Source organism: Cytobacillus sp. FSL W8-0315 (genome assembly GCF_038002905.1).
GTDB lineage: Bacteria > Bacillota > Bacilli > Bacillales > Cytobacillaceae > Cytobacillus > Cytobacillus pseudoceanisediminis.
Genome location: NZ_JBBOOC010000002.1, coordinates 104,091 through 122,328, shown reverse-complemented (window position 1 = coordinate 122,328; position 18,238 = coordinate 104,091). Strand labels below are relative to the sequence as shown.

20 protein-coding genes are annotated in these 18,238 nt (G+C 34.1%); 16 read left to right on the top strand and 4 right to left on the bottom strand.

All coding sequences use genetic code 11. The features are described 5' to 3' along the window. Positions 1-409 precede the first annotated feature (409 nt). The 6 genes from MKY20_RS24425 to MKY20_RS24405 all read left to right on the top strand — a co-directional run bounded on the left by MKY20_RS24425 (position 410) and on the right by MKY20_RS24405 (position 5,431). Positions 410-1,705, top strand: a complete 1,296-nt coding sequence (locus MKY20_RS24425; RefSeq protein ID WP_009336790.1) for an IS110 family transposase — start codon at positions 410-412, stop codon at positions 1,703-1,705. A gap of 539 nt (positions 1,706-2,244) precedes the next feature. Next, on the top strand, positions 2,245-2,802 hold the full coding sequence (locus MKY20_RS24420) for a hypothetical protein (protein WP_157380315.1): 558 nt from the start codon (positions 2,245-2,247) through the stop codon (positions 2,800-2,802). 779 nt (positions 2,803-3,581) lie between these two features. After that, positions 3,582-3,848, top strand: a complete 267-nt coding sequence (locus MKY20_RS24415) for a hypothetical protein (protein WP_034298204.1) — start codon at positions 3,582-3,584, stop codon at positions 3,846-3,848. Further along, positions 3,818-4,000, top strand: a complete 183-nt coding sequence (locus tag MKY20_RS28750) for a DUF4878 domain-containing protein (protein ID WP_083390590.1) — start codon at positions 3,818-3,820, stop codon at positions 3,998-4,000. The genes MKY20_RS24415 and MKY20_RS28750 overlap by 31 nt, the downstream gene beginning before the upstream one ends. A gap of 111 nt (positions 4,001-4,111) precedes the next feature. Continuing rightward, positions 4,112-4,387 carry a hypothetical protein gene (locus MKY20_RS24410; protein WP_009336791.1) on the top strand — a complete coding sequence of 92 codons (276 nt, stop codon included), beginning with the start codon at positions 4,112-4,114 and terminating at the stop codon, positions 4,385-4,387. Positions 4,388-4,582: 195 nt separating this feature from the next. After that, positions 4,583-5,431: a cytochrome c biogenesis CcdA family protein gene (locus MKY20_RS24405; RefSeq protein WP_009336792.1), complete on the top strand. Its 849-nt coding sequence runs from the start codon at positions 4,583-4,585 to the stop codon at positions 5,429-5,431. Between the two features lie 624 nt (positions 5,432-6,055). Here MKY20_RS24405 and MKY20_RS24400 read toward each other — a convergent pair. Then, positions 6,056-7,294: an IS110 family transposase gene (locus MKY20_RS24400; protein WP_034297819.1), complete on the bottom strand. Its 1,239-nt coding sequence runs from the start codon at positions 7,292-7,294 to the stop codon at positions 6,056-6,058. Between the two features lie 318 nt (positions 7,295-7,612). After that, positions 7,613-8,779 (bottom strand): tyrosine-type recombinase/integrase, encoded by a 1,167-nt coding sequence (locus MKY20_RS24395; protein ID WP_009335970.1) that lies wholly within the window; start codon positions 8,777-8,779, stop codon positions 7,613-7,615. Positions 8,780-9,132: 353 nt separating this feature from the next. Between MKY20_RS24395 and MKY20_RS24390 the strand changes: the two genes are divergently transcribed. Then, positions 9,133-9,486 carry a hypothetical protein gene (locus tag MKY20_RS24390; protein ID WP_009335971.1) on the top strand — a complete coding sequence of 118 codons (354 nt, stop codon included), beginning with the start codon at positions 9,133-9,135 and terminating at the stop codon, positions 9,484-9,486. A gap of 373 nt (positions 9,487-9,859) precedes the next feature. After that, positions 9,860-10,189, top strand: a complete 330-nt coding sequence (locus MKY20_RS24385) for a hypothetical protein (RefSeq protein ID WP_034297782.1) — start codon at positions 9,860-9,862, stop codon at positions 10,187-10,189. Between the two features lie 297 nt (positions 10,190-10,486). On the opposite strand, the gene MKY20_RS24380 is transcribed toward MKY20_RS24385, so the two are convergent. Both MKY20_RS24380 and MKY20_RS24375 read right to left on the bottom strand, forming a co-directional pair. Further along, positions 10,487-11,104, bottom strand: a complete 618-nt coding sequence (locus MKY20_RS24380) for a hypothetical protein (RefSeq protein ID WP_009335972.1) — start codon at positions 11,102-11,104, stop codon at positions 10,487-10,489. Positions 11,105-11,194: 90 nt separating this feature from the next. Next, complete coding sequence (locus MKY20_RS24375) at positions 11,195-11,416, bottom strand: hypothetical protein (protein WP_009335973.1); 222 nt, start codon at positions 11,414-11,416, stop codon at positions 11,195-11,197. 408 nt (positions 11,417-11,824) lie between these two features. On the opposite strand from MKY20_RS24375, the gene MKY20_RS24370 reads away from it, so the two are divergent. The 8 genes from MKY20_RS24370 to MKY20_RS24335 all read left to right on the top strand — a co-directional run bounded on the left by MKY20_RS24370 (position 11,825) and on the right by MKY20_RS24335 (position 18,205). Continuing rightward, positions 11,825-12,004 (top strand): hypothetical protein, encoded by a 180-nt coding sequence (locus tag MKY20_RS24370; protein ID WP_034297785.1) that lies wholly within the window; start codon positions 11,825-11,827, stop codon positions 12,002-12,004. Between the two features lie 31 nt (positions 12,005-12,035). Next, entirely contained in the window at positions 12,036-12,728 is a 693-nt protein-coding gene (locus MKY20_RS24365; RefSeq protein WP_009335974.1) for a hypothetical protein, read from the top strand. Positions 12,729-13,670: 942 nt separating this feature from the next. After that, the gene (locus MKY20_RS24360; protein ID WP_157380277.1) at positions 13,671-13,823 is read left to right on the top strand and encodes a hypothetical protein; all 153 of its coding nucleotides are present in this window, start codon (positions 13,671-13,673) and stop codon (positions 13,821-13,823) included. 653 nt (positions 13,824-14,476) lie between these two features. Beyond that, on the top strand, positions 14,477-15,442 hold the full coding sequence (locus MKY20_RS24355) for a helix-turn-helix domain-containing protein (RefSeq protein WP_009335975.1): 966 nt from the start codon (positions 14,477-14,479) through the stop codon (positions 15,440-15,442). A gap of 193 nt (positions 15,443-15,635) precedes the next feature. Next, positions 15,636-15,851: a hypothetical protein gene (locus tag MKY20_RS24350; RefSeq protein WP_034297786.1), complete on the top strand. Its 216-nt coding sequence runs from the start codon at positions 15,636-15,638 to the stop codon at positions 15,849-15,851. Positions 15,852-16,369: 518 nt separating this feature from the next. Next, the gene (locus tag MKY20_RS24345; RefSeq protein ID WP_009335976.1) at positions 16,370-16,804 is read left to right on the top strand and encodes a thermonuclease family protein; all 435 of its coding nucleotides are present in this window, start codon (positions 16,370-16,372) and stop codon (positions 16,802-16,804) included. Then, on the top strand, positions 16,798-17,340 hold the full coding sequence (locus MKY20_RS24340; RefSeq protein ID WP_034297789.1) for a thermonuclease family protein: 543 nt from the start codon (positions 16,798-16,800) through the stop codon (positions 17,338-17,340). Before MKY20_RS24345 ends, MKY20_RS24340 begins: the two co-directional genes overlap by 7 nt. 610 nt (positions 17,341-17,950) lie before the next feature. Continuing rightward, the gene (locus MKY20_RS24335; protein WP_009335978.1) at positions 17,951-18,205 is read left to right on the top strand and encodes a hypothetical protein; all 255 of its coding nucleotides are present in this window, start codon (positions 17,951-17,953) and stop codon (positions 18,203-18,205) included. Positions 18,206-18,238 lie beyond the last annotated feature (33 nt).

The following is an 18,238-nucleotide window of genomic DNA, read 5'->3' as shown; positions in this document are numbered from 1 at the left end:
TCAACCTCGTGTATCAGAACTGCATCTGCATCGAAAGCCGCCTCAGGGCTGCTTGTCACCTGAGTTCGAGAGGCAGTGCGCTCAGCCTGCGAGTATGAAGTGCCGCACGTACACTGAGAAACAGTCTTTAGATGTAGTCAAGCTACAGGGGCAGGAAGAATTGTCCCAAATGATCCTAAGACCATTATCTAGAAATATCTCGAGACGTCCAAACAGACCACCTTATATTGATAGAAAAGATGAAAAAGAGAATGGTATTTAAGGAGTTAAACATAATATACGAGGGGCAGCATTCCTGTAATGAATGAAAATGGAGTTTGAACAAAAAAATAACCTCTTGGTAGAATGAGAGAGTCCTGAAGCCGGCAAGCAAAAAGGACAAAAATCTCAAACACCAGGAGGCTTTACAATGAATTATAACCAGAATAAGAAGATTGCTCAAATCACTTCTCAAACTCTTATTATAGGAGTCGATATTGCGAAATTCAAACATGTGGCTCGTGCCCAGGATTTCAGGGGAATGGAGTTTGGATCCCCGTGTCAATTTGAAAATACAAAAGAAGGATTTGAAAACTTTCTTAAATGGATTTCGGAAATCAAAAAAGAACAGCGTATGAGTAAAGTGATGGTTGGCATGGAGCCAACAGGCCACTATTGGTTTAATCTGGCCCATATCTTAAAAGAAAATGGGATAAAGTTTGTCGCAGTAAACCCGTTGCACGTCAAGAAAAGCAAAGAGTTGGATGATAACTCACCCACCAAAAATGATGTGAAAGATGCCAAGGTCATAGCCCAGCTGGTCAAGGATGGAAGATACGCCGAACCAACAATACCGCAAGGTGTTTATGCAGAACTCCGTGTGGCAAAGAAAATACGCGATCTTTTAACTGAAGACCTACAAACGGTCCAAGGACAGGTGCACAACTGGATTGACCGGTATTTTCCGGAATTCCTCAAGGTTTTTAAGAAATGGGAAGGTAAGGCTGCTTTACAATTCTTAAAGCTCTATGCCTTGCCACATGAAATAGCTGTATTCACCGAAGAAGAACTACTCGTCCATTTGAGAAAGTCCGTATCTCGGAGTGTTGGATTAAACAAGATCCGCGAATTAAAACAGGCAGCTAGCCAGTCCATCGGACTTCGACAAGGTGCTGAAATGGCCAGGCTGGAGCTAAAAACCATTCTGGCTAAGTATGATTTAATTCAGTTACAATTCGAAGAATTGGACGCCAAAATAGACAGCCAGCTTGATGAAATACCAGGTGTACAACAAATGTTAGCGATAAAAGGTGTAGGCAGGGATACAATTGCCGGCTTCTTTGCGGAAGTAGGAGATTTAGGTGAATACAATCATCCAAGGCAGATTATCAAGCTGGCCGGCTTAAGCTTAAAAGAAAATACATCCGGCAAGCACAAAGGAAAAACGACCATCACAAAAAGAGGCCGAAAGAAACTCAGGGCACTGTTATTCAGGGTCTGTATGATTCTCGTCGCCAAAAATTCTGCATTTAAAGCATTACATGCTTACTATACTCAACGTCCGGATAATCCTTTAAAGAAGATGCAGTCCCTGATTGCTTTGTGTAATAAACTAATTCGGATTTTCTTCAGTATAGGAAAAAAGCAATTTGATTTTAATGAGGAAAAGATGCTAAAGGACATCCCTCATTTGGCAGTAACAAAGAAGACGGAAATGGCAGCTTAACTTTTGTTTAGATTAGATAAGTAGTAGTTCTTGCTTTTATAGTTTTGGAGACATTTGAAGCACGGATTAGTCGGCAAAGCAACTAAATTACGGGCTTGGACCCTGTGGGGCAGCATGGCTGACATCCACCTCATGGAAAGGTTGGACGAAGGAATTTGAGAGCGAAGACTCTGTGAGACATGGGAGGGTTGACCTCCATGAGTAAATGTGGACATCCACCAGTGCGGTTATATTTTTACTCATCCACCATTTTCTGTAAGGGATTGGTTAGTGGGTTCTAACTCTTTTTTCTCACTCTGTCCAAAAATATCCTTTCAAGTGAAGATCCTCCATTTATAAAGTGAGTTACCGAAAGGTAAATAACTATGAAATTCTAAGAAAACAAGAGTAAATAAGTGTTTTCGCTTCTTTTATTGAGGGAGGTTAGTGGAATAAGCCTTAGGTTTTATCAAAATCTAATGTATAGGCTCACTTACATAACGATATTATTTAAGCCGAAATTGGGGAAGATTAACCTAAAAATGATTAGGATGATGTCGATGTATAAAATAGTTAGCTTTTTCTTGTTAATTGTTATTTGCCTAACATTTTCGGTATATAACGTATATGCAAATTCGAATGATAAACCTCAACCTTTTGAACAAATCTATCTTGAAATTGGATACAAGACTGTCGAAGAAGCTGTAAGTGAATTTGAAGATCATTTCAAACAAAACTTGAAGCTGCCACTTAGAGTTCCTCCAATCGAATTCACTCACCATTTTGGAAGGTTTAGTGATTTAGAAGGCGAAATAAACGACTCATTTGAAGTGGAATATATTAGTGATAAATCACCTAAAAATCATTACAAAATTGATATCCTACCTATTGAGCATAAAATTCCAATTAGAGATAAGTATGTTTTGGATGTTTATGAGATGAAAAATGACATTCAAGCTACATATATGACTATATCTGGTTTTAATGTATTAGTTTTCGAAAGGGATAATTGGCAATATATGCTGAGTGTTGATAAAAGGGTTTCTGACACGGTGACTCCTGAAGTACTAGTTGAAATAGCCAATTCAATTGATTATCCTGGCCAACACAAAAACTAATTATGTTTGTACCCATTGGGAACTTTTTAGTAAGTTCCCTTATTTTATGTTATTACAGCCAAATTAAAAGGTGTTGATGGTCAATTTCAGCTGAAAAATTAGGCAGGATTTACTTATTGTGCTAAAGGGGCAGGTTTATTCAATAAGGTATTTTAGTTAAATTAGTAAAATGTTACAATTGTTAAAAGCGTTAAAAAACTAAGATTCTTCCCATTTAGAAAAGGTTTATTGTCCTCGTTGCCTCCCCGAAGTAAAGCAAGCACATAACAATTTACCCTGGAATAGAAAGTATTAAAATAGCGATTAAATCACAGGGAGAAAACCTTAACTAATGCTAAAATTAAATTTTAGGGGTGATTCCTTTGTTTAGTTTTAAAACTTTTAAAGATAAGCGTTATTGGATTCTTTTGGTGCCTTTCTTAATAATCCTAGTATGTTTCGTTGTTTTTGCATCAACATCAGATTTTTTCCTTGAACATACTTCAATTTTCCCTTTGTTCACGATTTTATATGTATCCTTGTTTTGGATCACTTATCATCTGTGGAAGTATTTTGGTGATGAAAAGAAGAAAAATAATATTAATTAAATATTGTATAAAAACGTTCAGAAGTCTGAGCGTTTTTTAATTCAGAAGATACGGCAGCCAAAATTGGCGGCCTTTTCTATTAAACAAACGGGGCAGTTTTGTTGAACAAGGAATAATAGGAGATAAGGTAGAAATTAGTATTAGATCAATCGCAGGAGACACTTAAAGTGAAATGTAAAGAAAGGAGTTAAAATGAATCAAACCTTAAGAACAAATTTATTATTAATCGGATTGGGCTTAGTTATAGCACTTTCTTTAATTATACCAACTGTATTTAATAAACCACCACTAACCCCATCGGAAACTATTTTAGCCTTCTACGATAGTATTAAAAAAGGAGATGATGCAGTCTCATTATTAACTTTTGATATTAGAGCAGAAATTGAAAGTGGAACAGTTTCTGGTATGCTGGCAGCTTTGGAGAATTCATTAAAGACTATCAAGATAAATATAAAATAATCCAACCGATCAACGAAAAAATAAAAGGTAATACTGCAACTGTAAAAGTTGATGTCACCTATAGAAATAACAGTAGCGAAACTAAAGAGTTTATATTGTTAAAAGAAGAAGGTAAATGGAAGATTGCAGAATTAGGAAGTGGCTTTAAATGAGCTTCACAGAATTTATATTATTTGTAGATAGCTATCTATAGTAAGTAGCAAAACAAGGATACTATATCAATTTTCAGTCTTTGACCCAAGTAATTAAGGAGTGCGATCAATATGTTAAAGAAAGATTTATTTATATCTATTTTGTTAAATATTATTTTAGGGTATATTTGGATTTTATTTTTTTTCTTAGTTTTAGGGTTATCTAAGTTTAAGGACAATCCCTATATTTTTGGAGGGATCCTTATTCTATTCGGGACTATTTTATTTAGTGAGGTTATCAGGAGAATTAACCCACTCACTAGATATAAATTTTGTCATCCTGTTAAAGTAGTAGGTTTCCTTTCTTTTGGCTTAGTAGTGATGGCAAATTTGTTGTTGATCGGTTAATATCTGCTTTTTATTATTGTAACTAGGCGAAATACTTTAAGTTCTAGCTGCCAACAGGTAGCTTTTTTTATTTGAATAAACTGGGAAGGTTTGTTCGAACAAGGATGACAGCTTAATTCATTTTTGACTCAAAATAAGAAGCCATCGGCAAGGTTAATAATTATGCTTTTTAGGCTCCTATGCCTTTTGAGGAAGGTGGTAAATGAAGAAGTAAAGTATTATGACCTTAATCTAATTAGCTTTCAATACTTTATAGTCGCCATCTTTGTTTTAAGTCGTGTTATACTCTATTTACAAGAATTTACATATGGGGGATTAGGGTTAATGGCCGATATTTCTATTTTACTTGCATTTGGTGCAGGTGTATTAACTTTTTTATCACCTTGTGTATTCCCGCTGTATCCTGCTTTTTTATCATATATAACAGGAATGAGTGTTGTGGAGATACAAAATGGTGAGTTAAAAGGACAACACAAAGCAATTTTTCATACATTTTTCTTTTTGTTTGGTTTTTCAATCATCTATTTAGTACTTGGATTCGGAACGGCAGAAGGAGCGACTGTATTAGAGTCTTGGTATTTACAATATGGGGATTTAATTAGGCAAATTGGTGCTATTTTAATGGTGGTCTTTGGATTAATTACTATTGGTCTCCTTCAACCAAAATTCTTAATGAAGGAACGTAAATTTCATATAAAAAATAAACCTGCTGGTTATTTGGGTTCAATAGTGATTGGATTAGCCTTCGCGGTAGGTTGGACACCTTGCACGGGTCCGATTCTGGCAGCTACATTAACACTAGTTGGTGCCAATCCATCACAAGGTCTGTGGTATATGGCAGCTTATATTTTTGGCTTTAGTATTCCTTTTCTTCTAATGGCTTTTTTCATTACAAAATTTACTTGGTTAAAAAAATATAGTGATACTGTAATGAAGATTGGGGGAGTAATTATGATAGTTATGGGAGTTATTCTTTATTTTGATAAATTTACACTCATTAATTCATTATTACAACCATTATTCAGAGATTTTCAGGGGTTTTAGATTTGTCCTTAAACATACGGGACAGGTTTTGGGGTGGGGGTGTAATGATTGAGTACTTTTCTTTTTGTTATTATTCACATATTAATAGGGTTAGCTTTAATATATTTTTATGGAAAATTACCAAAAGCAATTACTGTATTTGCAACTGTGTTCTTAATTATGAGTTTCCTTTATTGGGGAACAGTTTTAATGAATTAGTTGTAAGGCTAAGAGGATGTTTATGTTTAAGAGCTGCCAAACCAGGCAGCCTTTTCTTATTGAGCTAAAGGGCTGTGATTGGAGAAGGAGAGAAATCCCAATCTGCAGAAAACTATACTCGACTGAAATTAAAAATTAAGAGAGGTATCTAATATGGATAGTAAACACTGGGCGATAATTTATAGGCTTGCTGTGGTTGGAATTTTAATTTATATTGCTACTCGATTAAATTTATTAATTGACCTTACAAGAGTCCTAATTGAAGGTTTGTGAAGAAATGTACTTAAACTAAACCAGCTAATAGTTTGTCAACATTTTTCAATAAAAAGAATAATAACGTCATGATATACTAAAAATGTTCATGCCAAATAACCTTCCTCTATGTTTAATTTGGAAGGTTTTGTTGTATTTAGTTAGATATAGTTTTTAAACTGTATCTTGGAAAATAGTTCTGCTTTTTAATAAGGCAAAAATCCAATGTAAGAGCTTATTAACACATGCAATAACTGCTACTTTGAAGGGTTTTCCTTCTTCACGTTTTTTATCGTAAAACTCTCTTAATCTTTTATTGCGTGCGATGATTTTATCAGTCGTTTTCTTTTTACGAGCATCACGAATACCACTTTGAACTGCCATATACAAGGCATGTCGAAGTCTACTAGAACCTCGTTTGGTAATTCGATTTACAGATGCGGTAAACTTACCAGAAGAGAAAACACTAGGATCTACTCCAGCGAATGCAACGAGCTTTTTGGCATCATTGAACCGATCTATCTCACCAATCTCGGAAATAATCGTGGCGGCGATTTTCTCTCCAATTCCAGGGATAGACTGCAGTATATGATATTCTTCAATTTCTTTAGCGAGGGCATCTATTTCACCTGCAATCTTAGATAGATGCTCTTGGTATTGAAGAACGATCTTGACTAATAACTCTAGATTAAAAATATTACTCTGGTAGAGGTTGCTTTGAAACGGATTACGAAGGGCTGCTTCCCTTAATTTTTTGGCCTTTTCGTTTGCCCATGCATCTGAACGACTCATACATAGCGAAGCTATTTTCTCTGTTATTTCTCTTTCACTCACACTTAACACTACTTCTGAAGTAGGAAATTCTAATAATGTAAGCAATGAGACTTTGGAATATAAACTTCCAAAAACTCCTCTATATTCAGGAAATACCTGATCCAAAAGGGTATGCAGCTGTATTTTAGTCTGTGCTGATACTTCGGCAATACTTTCTTGTTGTCTTGTTAGATTACGAAGATTTAATAGTTGAATTCCTCTTTTTTTATAAGGCTCTAATTCTTCTTTATAAAACAGTTCGCAAAGGTGAAAAGAATCAATTGTATCTGTTTTTACCTTCCTTAAACTCGAACTTTTGGCTCGATGGGAGATAAGAGGATTGACAACAATATAAACAAAACATTGCTCCTCAAGAAATTGAATTACAGGAAAATGGTAATGTCCTGTTGATTCTAAAACCACCGTTGGCTGATGACCACCAGCTGAACTCTCTACTTCATGAAGGAACTCTAATAAACTACCTAAACCATCAGTATTGTGTTTGATACTAAAGCTCTTACGATACGGTTTGCCTTTGTCTAAAAATGCTTGAACCTGACTTTCACCTTTTGAAACATCCAGACCAATGACTGGATTCATAATCATATCTCCTCCTTTGTAAAACAACAATTGTCGGTATCCCCTAAGGCTTCTTGTAATGTCATAGGTTCGCTTGTTAAACGGGATCGTTGTCCCAACCAGCCTGAAACATGTTTATACAAGTAGGGGGTGAACAGTTTAGTTGACGGGATTTAACCCACGGGTGCGACGTTCTACCCCGACTACCGTAATATTAAGACCATAAATAAAAAGGTCAACCAGAAATATCTGGCTAACCTTATATTACGAACGGGTGCTTTTGTTTAATAAGCCCTATATTAATAAAGACCACATAACATTGTTTATGTGGTCTTTTATTTAAATCTTATTAATGATATCAGAGTCCTTCCAAGAATGAGCAGCATTATTTTTGCGCAGCATTTTTCTTTGTAAGTAAATCTGGGTCGTCTTGATGTCGGAATGGCCAAGACTTTCCTTTATGGTCAACAAATCCGCCCCCTGGTCAGCACTAATAAGAGCAAAACCATGTCTGAAGCTATGAGGCGTAATAGGATTTTTACGCATTTTAATAAAGTCCAAATCAGCTTTGTTTATTTTCGTGATTAAATAATTCGACAGATATTTATATCCATAGGCCTTTCCTTTAGAAGTAGTAAACAAAGGGGAGCTATCGGAAGGATCGAGTTTAAAGTCTAACCTTCTTCTTTTACGAAACCCCTCTATTGCCTTTAAAACATTTGGGTGAATTAAAACTTGCCGCTCCTTTTGTCCCTTTCCCATGACAGTAAGCCAGTATTCTCCATCTAAATACGCTAGATCACTAACTTTCGCATTACAGAGCTCCTGTATACGGAGCCCGGTTGTGGCCAATACTGATATCAATCCGTAAAGGATGGGATGAGTTCTGAAGTAATTGACTAAGCTAATTACCTCAACAGAACTCATCTCTTTATTTGGTCTATCAAAGGATCGAACATTGCTGCTTAACATTTTTTGATGAAGCGGCACCTTAATGTATTTATTTTCGTACAGGAACTTTAAGAACCCTCTAATTACCACTGTTTTTCGACTTAGGGTAGCTACAGAATATTGCTTACCCCCTTTCCCAAGTGGAGCATCCTTCAACCACTCCTGGTATTTCCTCATATTCCGTGCTGTGAGATTCTTCAATAGTCGATACTCTTGCATATCTCTAATTTCGACTTCTAGTAATTCTGCTTGTTCCAGCAGCTGCTGATAGAACAGAAGAAGATCCCTAAAATATTCCTGCTTTGTATTTTCTGTTCGATTTTTCTTCTCATTTAAATCCTTTTTTTGGTGTACGTAAAAATACATCATTTCGATATCGTTAAAAAGTGAAAAGTTAGCTTCACCGTCTTTATCTATAATATCGCTCATTTTTTTATGTAAGGAATCATCTAGAAGGTATGTTACCAAAGAAGAAATTGTTTGAGTTTTATTTATTAAATCAGGAGTTAAAATCTTATTAATTTGTTCAGTATAAACTAATTCACTAGATTTCATATTTTATTTAACCTCCTTTTAGACGAAATATATTCATTAACAATCTTATTTGAAACTATTAATTTTGTTTAGATTTTATGATAGATAATTTCCTATTTAATGAGAAATTAAGTTATTATATTACATTTATTATAATACATATTACGAGAAAAATAGGTTATTTGTCTATATAAAATAATCATTAACTATTTTTTATTTATTTATTATTTTAATGAATATATTATAAATAACTAGAAAATATTAGTATAATTTGATATATTCATTTCAAGGAAAGGTTTTCCATCAACCAAGGCTAAGGTTTTAATTGGAGACTTCCCTAACACACTAAAAAATTTTAAGAAGAGCTGATTAGGATGAAAAAAACATTAACATTCCATCTTCCAGCAATTTCGGTTGAAATTAATGGAAGTGAGGGGCAAACTCAGGACGAACTAAGGAAGTTAGGAGTAGAAGCGGTTTTTAAACAACTAACAAAAGATTTTCCTCGATACCAATGGTCAATGACAGAAGGAACAGTGATTAAGAATGAAGATGTGGTTTGTGGACGTCCCGTAAAATTGAAATCTTCTGGAGAAGTAGGCGTTATCTATGAAGTAAAACCAGGAACTAAATATCCTGTAAGGATCCTAATAAATGGGGAGAAAGAAATCCAGTACACCCAAGCGGCGATTGATAAAGTGTCCAAGAAAGCAAGCATCGACAATTAATTAAAGGGCGTCAAGAATGGGAGAAATCAACAGGGGAATGGCTTGGTGTTCGAACAGGTTATTTTGTTAACGGGAAAGATATTATTCCAGTGGTACTCAATGCGCGAGGTAGGGGCAGAATGAAAGCTTATAAAATCGATCACGAATCAAAGGGAAGCTGCTATCATCTTACAGCTGACACAAAATTAGATGCTGAAGATTATGCCTCTAAGTTACAAAATCGATAGTTTATAAGTTTTAAAAGGCAGTTCACACCATATTTCATAATAACTGTGGTGTAAATTGCCTATGGAACTCTTATATATAAAACCCGATAATAAGAACGCCTTGTTAATTTATCAGAGGACTTTCGGATAGTAAAGGAAGGACGCTTATGAAAGAAGAATTTGAATTCATTGATAAACAGGTGCGAGAGGGGAAAGTTAATATAAAAATAACAACTTACTACCTTTCTGAAATTAAAGCAGGTTGTAGAATAGAAGTACGGCGACTTTCAACAAAAAGGAAATCAACCGCAGAGATTGAATTAGTTTGGGGAGACGATAACATAATTTTAAAAAAGTCCTTAAAAAAAGTGGTTCTCGAAAATCCAAAAATCAAAGAAGTAAACGCATACATTGACGATTTTATAGAATATAGCAAGAAAAAAGGCTTGCTAAAAACTAGGATACATAATGCTAAAAGGCAAGTATATTGGCAGTGATAAGTTGTGTTACTTAAATAAAATATACATATTTTTTATTTCCCATGAACCAAATCATTATTATGTATCTACATTAAAAAGCACCAATGCTCAATTTGGATGTTTCGACTGTAACTGGTTCTATATCTTTGAAGAAGACTACGCTTCTGAGCCCCCACGCACGAATATTGAGCTTGATCAGGATAAAATTTATAAAGCTAAATTGTTTGGAGAAAAACAGGTTATAGTATTATCCTGCTTGCTCACTATTATCTATTGCCACAGAATACTCATGCTCATTTCTATGAAGATATTGAATTAACTAAATGTAGGATGCTTTCCGCTGCATTGGTTCAAGGAGTTCAAAGAAGTTAATAATATAATAGAAGAAACAAGTTCAAACCATTCTCTTTTTTCCCTAACTTCCAAGGAAAGTTCGGAATTTACATTTGAGAAGTTAAATACCGATGCTTCCTCTTTTATAGAATTGAACTTATCAATTAGTTCGATAGGCTTTCCTTTGGATTTCTCAAGAAGATAATGAAGGACTCTTACCACTTTGGGTGCTAATTTATCGGATTCACTGCGATTTAGTCTCATTTCAATAGTCAAAAAATCAGCATAATAGGAAACAAGGTCGTCAAAACCTTCTATAGCTAATTCTGAATAGTCCTCTTTATATAAATCTTCTACTAACCTATCCTTACATAAAAAATGCCCAATATTTAATACAATTGTAGCGATTAGATTCGGTTCCTTTAAAGCTGTAACACTTTCTTTATAGACATTAATAAATTCAAAAAATTTCCTGCGTAAGCTCTTGATTTTATTTTTACGAGAAGACACTAATGAACCAGGTTGTTTTTTCTTATAAAGTTTATCCATTTGAGAGTCAAAGTCAATATAAAAATCTCTTAATTCGATTACCCAATGCATATTAGATATTATAGAATCCAAAACAATAGGTGTAACAAACCGATCTATGTTTATCTTACCTTCTTCTGTTATCCTTAATAAACACCTATGTCATTCAATCACACAATCTGAAGACAGTTCATATATTTTCAAGCTGTGTTCCTCTTCATCTTGTTTAACAATTGGTTGCTGATAGTTGATCTCGTTAACACCATAAACACCTATTCTAAGATCATCAGCTGACCTTAACTTTGGGGATGAAACTTCACCTTTTAACCTTAATTGAATCATGATTAATTGTGCTTCATCAAAAGTAACCTCTTCATAATTCATTCCATGTTGAAAACATAATAAGTAAAGGATCGAAAGTACATTTCTTACACTTTTTTGATTATTAAAAGGATTGTGTATTGCTACTATTCCCTGTTTGTGAAAATAACGAAGTTCTAAATAATTTGACCAATCATAATAACCCCTTATTTACTAACAGTAAGTTTCTTTTGTAGGACTTGCTTGGTTGGAATTTTAATAAAGTTTTCTGAGAACTCATCCGTAAGCCTCATTACACCTTAATTTATATAATAGTATAATGTCTTTTATGAAATATTTTATATTAAAGTAATTATTACCCTTTTATTGAAAAAATAGGAAGTAATGCTATACTGATATTTGTAACGTTACAAATATTAACAATAAAGGGGTGTTTTGGAATCTAAAATAATTATTAAGGAGTTTTACAGTATGAGAAAATCTACTAAACTTACTATTGTCTTTTTTTTGATCATTGGAGCTTTCATGTTTAATTTTTCTTCAAAAACTATTAATGAAAATACACTAAATATCATTAATAACATTGGAATGGTAATATTTATACTTTCCATTGGGCTTATGGTTTTTGATGCTTTTAGAAAAGAAAAATAGTATTCTATTATTTAGCTTAGGAGAGATTTATTTGAAAAAAATTATTTCCTCACTAATTGTGGGTTTACTTGTTTTATCAACTTTAATACCAACAAACAGTGCTCATGCACAAGAAAGCAATAGCGCTAATGACTCTTTACAAGGTAATCTGATTCAAGAATCATTAGAAGATCTTGAGTTTGAAACTATCGAGGATAATGACAGTGTAGGTATTATTGAAGTTACTTATGAAGATGGTTCAACAAGCATATCTGAATACAACAAAGAATCAGGCGAAGTTTTTTTTGATGGAGAGTTAGTAGCAACTTTGACGGAAGAAAATGAAATTGAAGAAGGGGGTTCAGGTACTATTACACCCTTTGCTTCATATAAAACATATAATATTGGTAATTCGAGTAATGGATCAGGAGTTTATGCATACAAATATAGCAAAACTTTTAGTGTGACTATTACCTCTGCAGCATCCGTTGCTGCAATCGCGGCAACCTTAGTACAAACGTTCCTTGAGAAAAGACCTTATCAAAAAGCAGCAGGCGTTGTAGCCGCCGCTGCTGGCTTAATAGCACTTGCTACTTCAGGTGGTACTGGTTTTAAAATAAAGTATACACATACCAAAGATTCTAAAAAAAGCGGAAGGTATTTTGATTACCTTATGATTTATAAAGGTTCCGTTTCTGCAAGTAACTTAAAAATGAGAGTAAATCATTACTACGGAAAAGTTTAACTTGTTTTGTAAAATCAATTTGAAAGAAGAGGGCGTCGAATTTTCGACGTTCCTTTTTTAATAGGGCTGTTTTTGTAAGGCTACCAAAAATGAAATCGAACTATATATTCAGAACCTTTTTCCAGTAAATAATTTAATTATGAATAGTAATTAGAGTAGAGGAAATAGGAGTAATATAAATCGGCGTCTCATCTTGGATTAAAGCCTTGTCGTATTGCTTGTTGTTGCTTTAATTATCTCTCACCTTGCACACTATTAGCATCAATATTTAAGTTCAAGTTAATGTTGCCTGTATCCGAGTTAACCCAGTTGTAGATGAGTATGTGATGGTATGTTGGCCTATCTTACTCATTTAAAAGTAAGTCAAATAAATTGATATTTACCTTGATAAGTATCACAGTTTATTTTGAATTACCCCATCTTGCAGTTGCTTATTTTTTACTGGGTCTGTATATATAAAGAGTTCTCTACGGAAACTTGACCAGTTCCTCCTCATACTTAACTTCACTTTCCCATTGTTCACAGAAATTCATCTGTTTTGATAATTGGCTTTACATATGCAGAATAGATCCAGAAAACCGGTGCTATGTCACTGCTTTTCCAATTAATTTTTTTGTTTTCCAGAACACTCTCTCCCATCCAAATTAATCAGTAAATTAATACTGATTCAAAAATCACCATTTACTGGGACTTGTAAGATAAATACAAAAATTGCTTGGAACTATCAAAACAGTGCAAAATAGTGAATAATTTCATTTTTAATTGAGAGTAGTTCAAAATATAAAGGTGCATTTTGCATAAAAAGATTATGGGCGATTTGAATTTAAGATTTAGAGGGACTGAGGCGTAGGAGCAAACTCCGACACCTTATTCAGTCATTCGTTGTTAATAGCACTAGCAAGAACAGAGAATAAGAGCCTTCGCTAAAGGAGTGTCAGAGGGATGTCTGCAAAGAAGATATGCTTGTATTGTGTTAAGTGGTTTCCTGAGGAAGAACTGACACCCTATAAAAATAGTGAAAAAGAAACGCTTTGGGTTCAGGAGCCAAAGTCGTCACTCAAAGGTTATATTAAAATCAAAGTTCTCCAGGTGTAGCTTTACGAACTGAGCCACCACAGCTCTTCCCTGTGCCACCTCAAGCAATGCTTGACTACGACGAGTTATTCGGTTTATCCGAATAGATCTGGAAAAAGAATGACCATCTGACGGCCGACCGATTCTTCGATAGTTAGTCGAAGCTGAGGTAGACGGGAAACTCTAGGCGATTTTTACGTCTTTTTTTATCTGTGCTTGCCTGCCAAAAACAGATAGGTATAGTTAATACCATTTTATTATTATTACAAACCAATAATTTCAAGATTAATTTAAAAGGCTTGTTAGTAAAAACTAGGGTTTTATTTGGAAAAACATCTATCTTTTTATCTATCTAAAGGCAGGTGAGACACCTTTGAATATCTTATTTACTTGTCAATTTTGTAATTCTATTGTGGACGATGGCGGGTATATTAAAGTAAACGGATCTCGTTATTAGATTGGCATCGTATGTGGATTTGATAATAAAGATATTAAAGAGTTAGAAACCTCTATAAGAAAAAAACAATTAAAAGTGATTAGGTAATAATCTCCACTTAAAACTTATATAAAAAATTGTATTATAGTATGATTATCTTAGATAGAACGAATAAGAATTGATAACCAGCGACATTGCTGGTTTTTTTATAGACACATTAAAAAGTAAGGTGAAACTCATGGATAAAGAAAGAGAAATGATAACAACAAATGAAGCTGCAGAGATACTTAAGGTTAAACCATCAACTATTCATAAATATGTAAAACAAGGGGAATTAAAGCCGGTTTATGAAGATAACTGGCACATTGATAATACTAAATTATTCTACAAAGAAGATGTTGAGGAATTAAAACAGAAAAAGGGAAAGCCAGGAATTACTACTGGAGAAGCTAGCAAATTACTTGGCCTTCATACAGCAACAATTTTTCAATACATTCAACAAGGATTACTTGCTGCCGAGAAAAAGTTATACAAAGGTAGAGAATATTATTTCATTGACCCAGAAGAACTTGAGCGATTTAAATCTTTTTATGAGGAACAGAAAAGGAATGAAGGGAAAGATTTCTACGACAAAGATAAGAACTATGCCTGGTACCAGGAGTTTCTTTCTCCGGAAGGTAAAGACAGTAATTTTCTATTAATAAACAAAGAGTTGCAGCCCTATCTTCAAACCCAAAATGGAGAGCAAATCCCCTATGATGAAATTGAAAAATCAGGCTATAAACCAGTAAACAAGATTCCGAATATAGGATATAAAACACAGAAAGGCTTTGCTAAATTCCAATTCACAGAATCCCAGGAATTCTATAGAATAATGGGGTTCTTTTACTCTAAACTAGGGCCAAAAAACATAAAGGTTTTTTTAGATAAAGCAAACCAAAACAAGATCACCGTTGAAGTAAAACCCATTTTAATTAAGGAAGATATACCCAGCTACATTTTTTCTTTACTTGAAGAATCTATAATTGAGGGAGATATTTCGAAGAGATTAGAAGGAGTGTATATTGACAGTGACTTAGAAGTCCTTGCAATCGCTATCCCATCTAAACTAAAGAAAAAAATTAAGGAAGATGCTGCTAAATCAAAAAATACAATTGAGGAATTAGTAATTTCAATTTTAAGGGATAAGTATGGAAGACTCTAATAGTTAGGAAGAAAGAATATACGTTTCGCAAAAGACTACTGTTCTTGTATCCTTTCTACCCAATATGAATACCCTGGCACGCATCCAGTACCCTTCTATATTTATTTAATTACATAATTGAGGTGAAACTGTATGTATAAGGAAATTGACTGTAAATATTGCGATAGTATAGAACTGCATAAAGAGATTGACGATGACATATGGAAATGCCAGCGGTGCGGGAACAAGATTAAAAATGTTTAATCCAACCTTTATTAGAGCATTAGTTTATGCAGGCCTGCTATCCTGTTCCCTTGCTATCCTAGTTTGCACAGTCTTCCGTGAATGGGAACGAATTCCCTTCCAGAGTTTGAATCTAGCTATCTGGTCAGTTGTTTTTATCATCCATCGTCAAAGAGGAACATGGTAAAAATGCCTATTGCAGTATTAGATAGTTCTTATTAACTTTCTAATTTGCAAGAGGAACTACATAAATGGTAAAATAAAGTTAATTTAACAAATTAGTGGGAGGACCCCAGTCAGCACTTTATATGGCTGTATTGGGGTCTTTTTGTATTGGGCGGGATCATATGTTAGCTTTTGAAAAGAAACGTGAGGAGGAGTAAAGAAAGAGATTAGTTGAGAAAGTCCTATCCTATCAATACCAAGGGGAGGTTTATATATTAACCCCTGGACGAATATGGAAATCACTTGTTTTAAAATATTTTAAAAAAGTTGATAGTGGAGAAGTATCTATTGAGCAACTTGTACAATTACTAGAAGAAAACGGAGGGGTAAAGTATGGCCAAAGCTATAAATTAGTGAGATACCCGATAGAAGAATGTTTGAACTACATAGCTAAATTAGCAAAGAAAAAATAGTTTAAAAATAGATAATTAGGTTTGCTAGGAGGGAAAGGGTATAAATAAAATACAGATAACCAAAATCATGTTAATCATTTCAACTGCTTTAATTTTAATCTCCTGTTCTGCCCCAGGCCTTACCTATGAAGATGCACCAAAGTATGAAATAAAACACACAAATGATGATACACATGACCAATTCTTCGGTAGTTTAATATACCCAGAGTATAAGGAAAATGGAAATTACGAGACAAAAACCAATCTAAAACCAAGTAATAAATATGAAAAAACTGAATCCGCAACTAGAAGGAAAGTGACAGTAACTTCCGTAACTGACGGTGCTAGCATTCGTTATTTCGATCCTCTACTAAATAAAGAGGTAACTGGTAGGTTTTTGGGAATAAACGCACCTGAAGCAACGAAAACTGTTGAAAAGTTTGGACCTGAAGCCACAGCTTTTTTAACCAATCTAATAATGGGTAAAGAAAAGAAATTGAGATTGAAAGTGATCCAATGCTGATATTACGGATAAATATGGGAGGGTACTTAATTCACGCCTTTATTAGTGGAAAAAGTATACAACAAGTTCTTATCTTAGAGGGATTAGTAAGAGTCGCTTATTTATATGATGAATACAACTATTCCGATCTATATCTTGCAGCGGAAAAAAAGGCAAAAGAATCGGCGCAAAATATTTGGAGTATTCCTGGGTATGTAAATAAAACAAATGGTTTTGACATGGATGTTGTATCAGAAGATTTGAAGGAAAGCATTGTAGAAAAAGCAGGAGAACTCATGAATATATTTAAACAGAAAAGAGGGCGTGATATGAAAGAACTCAAGATAAATCTGTTGAATTTAGATGAGTCAAATAATCAGGAGATTATAATTGAGATAAAAGGAAAGTCCAATAGTGAGCTCGAGCTGACTTTGCAAGCCATTGATGTTCTAATCCATTCCATTGAGGATACTTGTAGGGAAGATCCAGAATGTTATAAAGAAGCTTCTACAAGAATAAAATATGCTCTAAAAAGTACGGATGAATGGGTGAGGTAAAAGAATATATAAGGAAAATATTGATACCGCTAGAAATTTATAGTAGTATTTTTTAGTAAGTATTTTTTTCTATTAATTTTTTAGCAGTCTATTGAAGACGAGCGGGAACGCTTAAAAGTTACGGCCTTTGTGGTCGATGGAACATTACACTATTTGTAATGTCTTTCTATCGCCCAAAGGTCGTTTTTTTGTGCAAATTTTCAAGACAAAAAACGAAAGGGTGAGGTAAAATATGTTAACAAAGATATTAATAGCAGCAGGGATAGGTTCAGTGATGGGCGTATTGTCTCATGCTAAGAGGAATAACACCATTAAAAAACTATCTTAGGCGGCTATGCTGGAGAAGGTGCAATTGCCAAATTAGAAGCTTCAAATCAGCAAGCTAATATTGATTCGGTTAAGAGCAATTTGGAAAAATTAAACGAATCTTTGCCCGCTCCAGAACCGAAAGACAATGAGTCCTCAGCGAAACAAGAGAAAGAACAATAAGCAAGCATTGCTCTTTCTTACATATTTTGTAAGGAAAATATGATATAATGTTCGTAACAATTAAACGATATCTAAATGGAGACTGAATCTTAGCAAATAAATCCTGAAAGGAGATGCCAAGATGCAACTTAAGGACTTTCTAAATGCTAATGAGCTTGAGAAGTTTAATGAACTTCAACTTGAACTACTTGATGCCCATAACAAGAAGGAGAGGACCTTAATTCAGGCTGAGATTGACGAAATCTTAAATACAGCGAGAAGTCGGTACGAATCTTTAATGAGCGGAAATAAAGAACTGGCTTCAACCTATGAACTTATTAGAGCAACGTCATCTTTTGTCCGAATTAAAGGAAAGAAAGAGCATGTATTACAATGAAGAAAGCTATATTCCAACATATCGTGGGATACA